This window comes from Coleofasciculus sp., from assembly GCF_046539235.1.
Lineage (GTDB): Bacteria > Cyanobacteriota > Cyanobacteriia > Cyanobacteriales > Coleofasciculaceae > Coleofasciculus.
In genome coordinates, this window is sequence record NZ_JBKHHI010000278.1 from 1 (window position 1) to 8974 (window position 8974).

The window sequence follows — 8974 nt, forward strand, 5'->3', positions numbered from 1 at the left end:
GCACCGAGTCGGGTAAAAACAACGGAAATTGTTTTCCAAATAATCATTAAATCATACCCAGGATGCCATTGTTTCTGATAGTTTAAATCAAGAGCAACCACCGCCTCAAAATCCTGTACCTGCGATCGCCCCTTGACTTGCCATTCGCCTGTGATCCCCGGTTTTACGTTTAATCGTTGCCAATGGTGGGGGTTATAATGGATTACTTCATCTGGCGTGGGCGGACGAGTGCCAACTAAACTCATTTCTCCGATTAAAACGTTCCAAAATTGCGGGAATTCGTCTAAGCTAGTGCCGCGCAGAAAACGCCCCACAGGAGTGATACGGGGGTCATTGTCATTCTTAAACAGGTGTCCTTGGACTTGATTATGAATTTGGGATTTTAGGGCGTCCGCGTGGGGAATCATTGAGCGAAATTTCCAGATTCTGAAGGGTTTGCCGTAAAGTCCGTGGCGGGTTTGACTATAGAAAATATCACCGGGACTATCGAGTTTTATGGCAATGGCGATGGGGAGAAAAAGAATCCCTAAAATCAGAAGTCCGATTAGAGACCCCATAATATCAATGCAGCGTTTAGAAATGGAATAGGTTGAAGGATGAAGGGAGAAAATTAATCTCTGATTATTGAAGAGTGATGGCTGATGGATATAGTCTTCATCGCAACGATTTGGGTTAAGGGTAAATGCAGTCATTGGACTTGTTCCTTCAGTTCAGGCGACTTGGGATGTAATAGTGATTGATGCGGTGTCAGAAATGGACAGGACACTCCGGTTGCTCAAAAATTCTGAAGCTGTTCTTGGCGTTCTAATAGTTCTAGGTAGGAGATGGGTACGACTAGGGGCCACAGGATAGCGGCGATGAGTAAGAACATGAGCGAGTGAAATCGGGTTTGGGGAGAGAGGTTTTCCTCACGTTGTAAGAAGCCTAGCCATCGCGTGAAGAAAAGCGGTAGCATGACTATGTAAAAGAGGATTGATCCGCTGAAAATGAAGTTCCACATAAGTTTCCTGGATTGGTTGACAGTGAATTGACTTTCTAATTATCACTCTGGTTTCATTCCTCCCCTTTATGCAAAGAGTCAGGATTTTGTCACAAATCTTTACAAACTTAATCACCAACTCTGTATTCACTGGATCGCCAGCTTGGACAACCCGGATAAAATTCAGGCAAAAATGTAGTAAAAAATACAGAAAATCGGGTTTTATTCTGTAAAATTTTGTCCCTTACCCTTCCTATTCCCTATTCCTTTCTTATCTATCGGGCTCTTTCTGCACAGGGGAGAGTCGGGCGAGATGGGCAAATAGTCCCGGCAGGTTGATGGGTGATCTGTTCCGTCTCACGCTGAAAATTAAACGGTGTGTTTGGACTGAAAATAAGCGGTGTTAGTTGCGAAATAGTGACTATATTGAGTCCAGCACTAACTACTTCAATTATAGCGATAGATAAGGTTTGAATCCGTCTTGAGGTTGCCATAAAACCTGCTCCCAAACCTTGCTATTGACAGATGTAAAATGTTGAGTATTTAAGAAATGGGTGAAGTCGCGATACGTCCGGCATCGCACTCTTATCTGCCAGTAGCTGTAACCTTGACAACGCCTGGTTTTCAAGCTGAGTAACGCTTACGCAGTTGATTGACGCCAACCATTAAACCGAGGGCGGCTAAACCCAAGCCAGCAGAGGGTTCAGGGACAGATGTACAGTAGCCGCGATCGCAAATTCCCGATTTATCAAACTTGAACGCGATCGTATGTTCCCCATCAAAGCGATTCACGTCATAGCCAGCCGCCAGTAATTCAGACTCAGACAGATACATAAGACTGGTGAGAAATTCACCGGAACCAATCGTATTTAAACTTTGAGATTGGTCAAAATAGGACGTATCAGCAGGTAAATCCCCCAGACTCGGACTACAGTCAGCACCTTGGCAAAAATCACTCACTCGTTGGTTGTACTTTGCTAGACTACTAAATCCACTATTAATATCTGTGGTACTAATCGCGGTGACATTGCCATAAAGACCAAGATTAGGAACTAAGGAATCATTGGTTCCGGCAAAACGTACCCCGAATAAATCCCCTTGATTATTCGCCGTGGTGAAATCTTGATTGGTAAAATTGAAGAACAAATCACCCCAACCAATATTTCCATCATCAGCACTGGTTCCATCAACACCTGTTAACGACATATTGGCATTAATCGCCACAAAAAGGCTATCTTTGGTTTCCTTGAGCGCTAAACTGTAAATTTCATAGGGATTACCAATTCCACCGACTTGAGTTCCATCCACACCATCATTAAACGAATCAATCGCATATTGCCATCCTGATTCATCAACGGGATTTTTGCCAACTTTGAGGGCAATACCATCGTTGACACATTCGGTAAACGTATCAACCGTCGTATCTTCATTGAGAGCAAACGTAGCAGCTTGAGCGGATTCGCCTGTGGCAAATAGCAAACCACATAGGGTGGCGATAGAGATGATTGGAGTAGAAATAGAAAGTTTTGCGGTATAGTTCAACATTTTTTTCTCCTTCAAATTTTCAGCTTTTGTTGGTTCCTTTACCTATAAATAACTCTAGCCAAGATTCAATAGGTATAGATCAATGTCACTGACTGGTATGCTGGTGGGTTTCGACTTCGCTCAACCCACCCTACGGTAGATCTGTCAAAAAAACGTTGGCAGGGGCGGGTTTAGTTACATCTGGGTGCAACCGATAAGATAGTTGTAAAACCCGCCCCTACACCTGCCGTGATTTCTGCCTACGCAGTAGTACAACAGCCGAACCAAAGGTCAACAAACTGAATACAGAAACGGGTTCAGGTACGTTCTGACTGTCTTCCTCTATGAGTGCATGCATATCGAAACTCGCCGTATCTGTATCAAAGTCAAGTTTAATTGGGAACGCTGTGGGATTAGTCGGATCAACATCAAGTCCGGTAATCGTAAACTCAGAAACACCATTACCCAAAAGCGAGACAAAATCGATACTGTCTCCGGGTAGAAATTCACCCAGATTTGTATCTCCTACAGATACGGTGAAGGGATTTTCAAAGCCAACTGGGAAGTTCAGAATTGAGGTAAATAAAGAATCCCCGGTCATTTCATAGTGGAATCCATAGGCGGAAGGTGGGTCGTACCATTTGCCGCCAATCACGTCAATAAATCGGAACACTCCATCCAGGGTACTATCAGGAAGCAAGGGATTAAATTGAGAATCGGCAATATTATTAGCGCGGTAAATTCCCTCAGTTCCATCTTCCAGTTTTGCCCAGAAGACAATTTCATTATCATCACTCAGGCTTTGCCGATCCATAGCTAAATCAACTACAGTGGAACCGAATAAGGTATCGCCAATGCCAATAACTTTATCCTCGACTGCATTACTACCCACAAAGATACCTTTATCCTGGTTGCTAAAGGCGCTAGACCCTTCAACGACCTGATTTGCCATAAACGCGACAAGTCCTTTATTATTGATAGAGCTGGTGCCAACATTATAGAATGTATCTGGTGTTTCTGACTGCTCATAATTATTCCCGGCAATCAGTTCACCATTAATGCCATCCGCCTTAAAAATGACTTGTCCCGCGCCATTATTATGAGCAAACGCTGAGACTTGTCCTTGGTCATTGATATTGGCTTCCCGATATGAACCATTCCAAAAGTTAGTTTGATCAGCAACAATTAGATAGTTGCCATTCTCATCCCCTGTAAACACACCATAGTGACTGACAAAGCTAACCATTCCCTGATTATTAATGTCAGGTGCAAGAGGATCAAGCATACTACTGGACAGAGGACATTGTTGCTCAGATGAGCCAGCACCTATGCAGTTGGTAATTTGGATGGTTTTATTACCGTCGCTGGTAAAGATTTCTTGTCCACCATTATCAAGATTGGCAAAAAAGGCTACAGTGCCACTGTCGTTAATCGCCAGTCCAGGGGCAAAGCTACTATAGGTTCCACTCGTGTGGGCAATTTGTTGCGTATTCCTGACACCGTTGCTAGTAAAGATGCCTTGACCTCCAGCATCTACATCAGCAAAAAAGGCGACAGTACCATCATTATTGAGGGCTAGTCCCTGACCAAAACTGCTAAATATAGAGTCAGATTTGTTATCAACAATGATTTTTGGTCCCCCTACACCCGTACCAACATAGATTCCTTGGTCTCCTGACGTGAGTTCGGCAAAAAAGACGACTTGACCATTATTGTTAATTGCTAGTCCTTTGCCGTTTTGATAGTCGGCGTCATTGGACAACTTATAGCCGCTATTCCCACCTGCGGTACCGAGTCCTGATCCAAGGCTACTAAAGGAACTGAATGAACTGCTAGTTTCTGCGATCGGGCTAAAGTTGAAGCTGAAGGCTAATACTTTACTACTACTGAGTAGGCTGAGAGATAGTCCGACTACGGTAAGGGAAAGAATTGGCTTGAATTTCAGCATAATCGTACTCCTGAAAATTCTGAGAGAGTTGAGATAACTGTAAAATAGTCTGATTGATCAGATGGTTGTACTTTGCTTATAAGTCTATTAAATCGGTTTATTTTGCATCTGAACCCACAGCTAGCTATCAGATAGAATTGTGAGGGTTTGTTGAAAAGGTATCAAAAGGTATCACCAGCCATCAGAAGGTATCAATATTAGCCAAAAATAAGCTGTCATGCATTGAAATTGGGTATGAGTAGCGAGCAAGATGCAAAGCCTGCGGCATGGCTTCGCTAAACGCACTACAAGGATTGGGCTATTATTGATATTAAGGTTTAAATACCGAACAGCTTATTCGTTAAGCGTTGTGCTGTCTTGGCTATAAAGGTTCGCATCGCTGACTCAAGCTACGTTCAGTTTAATCATTGGATTATAAATGATAGTCTAGTGGAATAGATTTTGGCGATTTTCTGGACGCACAACCTGCGCCCCTACAATTTTGCTTACTATTGAATACCTATAGCTGTTTATGTCGTGGGATACATTTTTACAACAAATTGCAGATTATCAGGGTATATTTGATGCCGATGAGAGACAGGTGTTTTGTGTCCGATTTGCGGAACAGAATTTGGCAGAACTTGATGCCAAAATTGCTGCTGATTTGCATATCAGTGAAGTGACGCTGCAACGAAGAATGGGGCGAATTTATGCGACATTTGCCCATTCTTGTCCGGCGCTGAATATGGAGAAAAAGGGGAAATTTAAGCGCTTGCGAGACTGGTTAAGACAGGAGTATGTGCGATATCAGCAGCATGGAGAACAACTGAGGAATCCAAAGACAGATTCCCGTGCGATTCTCTGTCAAGATCGTTATATTGAACCGGGGATTCTGCCTACCTGTTATCAGGAAATCCTGAAGCCGGGATGTTTACTGCGGATTAAAGCGCCTTGGAAGATGGGGAAAACGGAGTTGATGTCACGGGTGTTGAATTATGCGGCGGATCAGGGTTATCGCGCCGAATTGAGTCGGTGTAATCAGTGCAACTAACCTCTCACCTCCCTACCCCAATCTCTCTAATAAATCCGTGAAATCAGTGTTTTGACAAATGACAAATGACGATTATCAAGTAGGCGGCGCTTTACCTCTGGAGGCGACGAATTATGTGGTTCGGGCGGCGGATCAAGAACTTTTTCAGGGATTGAGGGGGATGCGGTTTTGTTATGTGCTGAATTCTCGTCAGATGGGTAAGTCGAGTTTGTTGGTGCGGACGATGAAACGCCTGCAAGATCAGGGGTTTGCTTGTGTGGAAATGGAAATGCGGGATATTTGTAGTTATCAAATTACTCAGGAAGAATTTTATGGCACAATGGTGAGTCATTTGGTGAGTGGGTTTGAGTTGGATCTGGATGAGGGGGAGTGGTGGTATCGGTATGAGTATTTGTCTCCATTTGATCGGTTCAGTAAGTTCGTGGATGAGGAGGTATTAGGAAGGGTTGCGGGTAAGATTGTTATTTTTATTGATGAAATCGATAGTATTCTGAATTTAGCCTTTAAGGATGATCTGTTTGGCTTTATCCGTACTTGTTATAATAAACGGGCAACTCAGCCGAAATACCAGCGTTTAACCTTTGCGTTGTTGGGAGTGGCGACGCCATCGGATTTGATTGCGGATAATCAGCGCACGCCGTTTAATATTGATAGTTTGGCGATTGAGTTGCAGGGGTTTACACGGGAAGAGGCGAAACCTTTAGTTAGGGGATTACAGGGAAAGGTTCGTTATCCTGATGCGGTACTTCAGGCTATATTAAATTGGACAGGGGGACAACCGTTTCTGACGCAAAAGGTATGTCGGTTGGTGTGTCAGACAGTTGGGGAAGAGAGACACATTGATCACTTGACTAAACCCGCCCTTCTCAGGGGAAACTATTCCCAATCCCTTGTGGATCAGGTAGTCCGATCGCACATTCTCGATAACTGGCTGTCTCAGGATAATCCTGAACATTTACGGACGATTCGCGATCGCGTCTTGTCTGGATATCAAGATAATCAACCGTTATTAATGCTGTATCACCGGATACTAAAACGGAAAAAAGTTCCGGCTGATGAGAATAATTTGCAGCAGCAATTACGGTTATCGGGGTTAGTGGTGAAGCGGGGAGAACAGTTACAGGTGGCGAATCGGATTTACGCTTCGGTATTTGATCGCCATTGGGTGACTCAACAGCTTCAGTCGATTCCCTCTCCCTCACCATCCCTTCCCCGGTGGCGGGTAATCGCCGCGACGGTGGGGGTAATAGTATTAGTGATGGGGATGCGATCGCTGGGTGTATGGCAATCTTGGGAATTCCAGACGTTTGATTGGTTTGGGCGATCGCGTCAGCCGGAGGAACCCGATCAACGGTTGTTGCTGGTGCAGGTGACTCGGCAGGATATCGCCAACTTAGGCAATGAATATCCACTACATGATCGCACAATGCGGCAATTATTACAAACCTTAGACCAATATCAGCCCCAACTTATCGGCTTAGATATCTATCGTGACCGACCTGAAGGCAAAGGTCAAGCAGAATTAATTGAGTATCTCAAAACACGCGATCGCGTGATTCCGATTTGTACCCATCCCAATCACAATGATCCTGAAGGTATCTCACCGCCACCAGAAATTCCCCGCCAGCGTTTAGGATTTAGTGATGTGATTACCGATTCCGATAGCATTGTTCGCCGTCATCTTTTAGCCATGAATCCGCCTCAACCTTCCAACTGTTCCGCCTACTATTCCTTTAGTTCGCAAATCGCCCTGCGTTATTTACAGAATCAGGGATTTTCTGTTGACTTTCCCACCGCCAAACAATGGCAAATTGGCAGAATTCGCTTCAATATTCTCAACCAGAACCCTGGATTTTATACCGCCTCCCAAGTCAAAGGACACCAAATCCTACTCAACTATCGCCGCAGCGAGGAAATTGCGCCCACTGTCACCCTGACTCAGGTACTCAACCATCAAGTCAATTCCGCTTTAATTCAAGACAAAATTATATTAATTGGCGTGACTGATCCCAGTGTTAAGGATTACTTTAAAACACCAGATAATCAGGAGATTCGCGGCTTATATATTCACGCCCATAAAATCAGTCAACTGATTAGCGCCGTTGCGGATAAACGTCCCCTACTTCAGTTTCCCCCCTGGTGGATAGAGAGTCTTTGGATTGGAACTTGGGCGTTATCAGCCGGATTAATCAACTGGCGGATTTCCAGCTTGTTCTATCGAGGAATCGCCAGCGGAATTATCCTGATTAGCATCAGCGGACTTAGCTTTACTATTTTTATCACCCTTCATTTTTACCTTCCCCTCACCCCCTCTATTTTTGCCTATCTAATCACCCACCTATTCTTATGGAAACACCAACCTATATAACTCCAACCCCCATAAACATCAACCCAACCCCAATCAACATCAATAGAACATCAATTACGCCTACCCCTCTGCGCCCTCTGCGTTAACCTCTGCGCCCCTCTGCGTTAAAAAAACACCCAACCACCCAACCTCAAACCCGGAGAAAAAAACAATGATTTCCCCAAACCTTCCACTCATTCTTTCCTTAATTCTGATCACCTCCACCCCAATCAATCAAACCCCACCCGCCACCAATGATCTACCCAAACCCCCAGATAGTGAACCCGCCGAAGAACGAAAGCCCGGTGGAACTCGGGGTTCCTGTGAGAAAACCGATCAACCCTTTACCCCCTTATTACCCCTGACTAATAGCGAATTTTCGGGCTACACTCTCACGGGATATCCTACCCTTTGGTTCTACATTCCCTATCAAACCCGTAGCCTAGAGTCGGGTAAATTTACCATAGAAGACGAACAGCAAAATACCATCTATCGACAGGAATTTTCCCTACCCCAAACCCCCGGTTTAATTCAGATAAGTTTACCCAAAACCGCGCCACCTTTAGCCCCAAATCAACGCTACACCTGGAAACTCATGCTCTATTGTACATCCTCCGGATCATCCATGCGCGATCGCGTTTGGCATCAGGGATGGGTAAAACGGTTGGACAACCAAGACTTAGAGACGCAGATACAGCAAGCCGCTTTATCCCAACAGATTGACCTATTAATTGAACATAATCTATGGTATGATCTGCCCCAGGATATCTCCCCGCTTCGTCGTCTCCCCTCAACCTGGGAAACCCTATTAAAATCAATGGGTTTAGAGGATTTACCACGAGATGCGATCGCGGGTGAAGTTGAGGCGATAGATGATTAATTGATCATTTGTTCTTTTGTCTTGTTGTAGGGTGGGTTAGGCGGTATTAAATTATGTCAATAACCATTTAATCCTCTATCCGCCGTAACCCATCAATCCTGAGGATATTATTTGTGATTAAGGGTTGGGGGCGGGCGGGTTTTGTTCACAGGTTATCGGTAGGGAGGGCGGGTGCAAGTTGTTCCGTTATCGGTGAGGAGGGCGGGTGCAAGTTGTTCCGTTATCGGTGAATATCTGAATTTAGTCCCTAAACCCGCCCCTACAGA

General features: G+C 44.6%; 7 protein-coding genes. 3 read left to right on the top strand and 4 right to left on the bottom strand.

Going from position 1 to position 8974, the window contains the following annotated elements:
- From ACLFWI_RS21015 to ACLFWI_RS21030, 4 genes are all read right to left on the bottom strand, one after another.
- Positions 1-692: sugar transferase (locus ACLFWI_RS21015; protein ID WP_446414534.1), on the bottom strand; the 692-nt coding region annotated here is incomplete at its 3' end.
- A gap of 83 nt (positions 693-775) precedes the next feature.
- Entirely contained in the window at positions 776-955 is a 180-nt protein-coding gene (locus ACLFWI_RS21020) for a hypothetical protein (protein ID WP_446409218.1), read from the bottom strand.
- A 648-nt stretch (positions 956-1603) separates the two neighbouring features.
- A complete protein-coding gene (locus tag ACLFWI_RS21025; protein ID WP_446414535.1) occupies positions 1604-2524 on the bottom strand; it encodes an XDD3 family exosortase-dependent surface protein in 921 nt (306 codons plus the stop codon).
- Positions 2525-2741: 217 nt separating this feature from the next.
- On the bottom strand, positions 2742-4451 hold the full coding sequence (locus ACLFWI_RS21030) for a DUF7453 family protein (protein ID WP_446414536.1): 1710 nt from the start codon (positions 4449-4451) through the stop codon (positions 2742-2744).
- A 511-nt stretch (positions 4452-4962) separates the two neighbouring features.
- On the opposite strand from ACLFWI_RS21030, the gene ACLFWI_RS21035 reads away from it, so the two are divergent.
- The 3 genes from ACLFWI_RS21035 (at position 4963) to ACLFWI_RS21045 (ending at position 8708) form a co-directional block, all read left to right on the top strand.
- The gene (locus ACLFWI_RS21035; RefSeq protein WP_446414537.1) at positions 4963-5481 is read left to right on the top strand and encodes an AAA-like domain-containing protein; all 519 of its coding nucleotides are present in this window, start codon (positions 4963-4965) and stop codon (positions 5479-5481) included.
- Positions 5482-5539: 58 nt separating this feature from the next.
- Positions 5540-7849, top strand: coding sequence for a CHASE2 domain-containing protein (locus ACLFWI_RS21040; protein ID WP_446414538.1), 2310 nt, complete (start codon positions 5540-5542; stop codon positions 7847-7849).
- Between the two features lie 151 nt (positions 7850-8000).
- A complete protein-coding gene (locus ACLFWI_RS21045) occupies positions 8001-8708 on the top strand; it encodes a DUF928 domain-containing protein (RefSeq protein WP_446414539.1) in 708 nt (235 codons plus the stop codon).
- Positions 8709-8974: the final 266 nt, after the last annotated feature.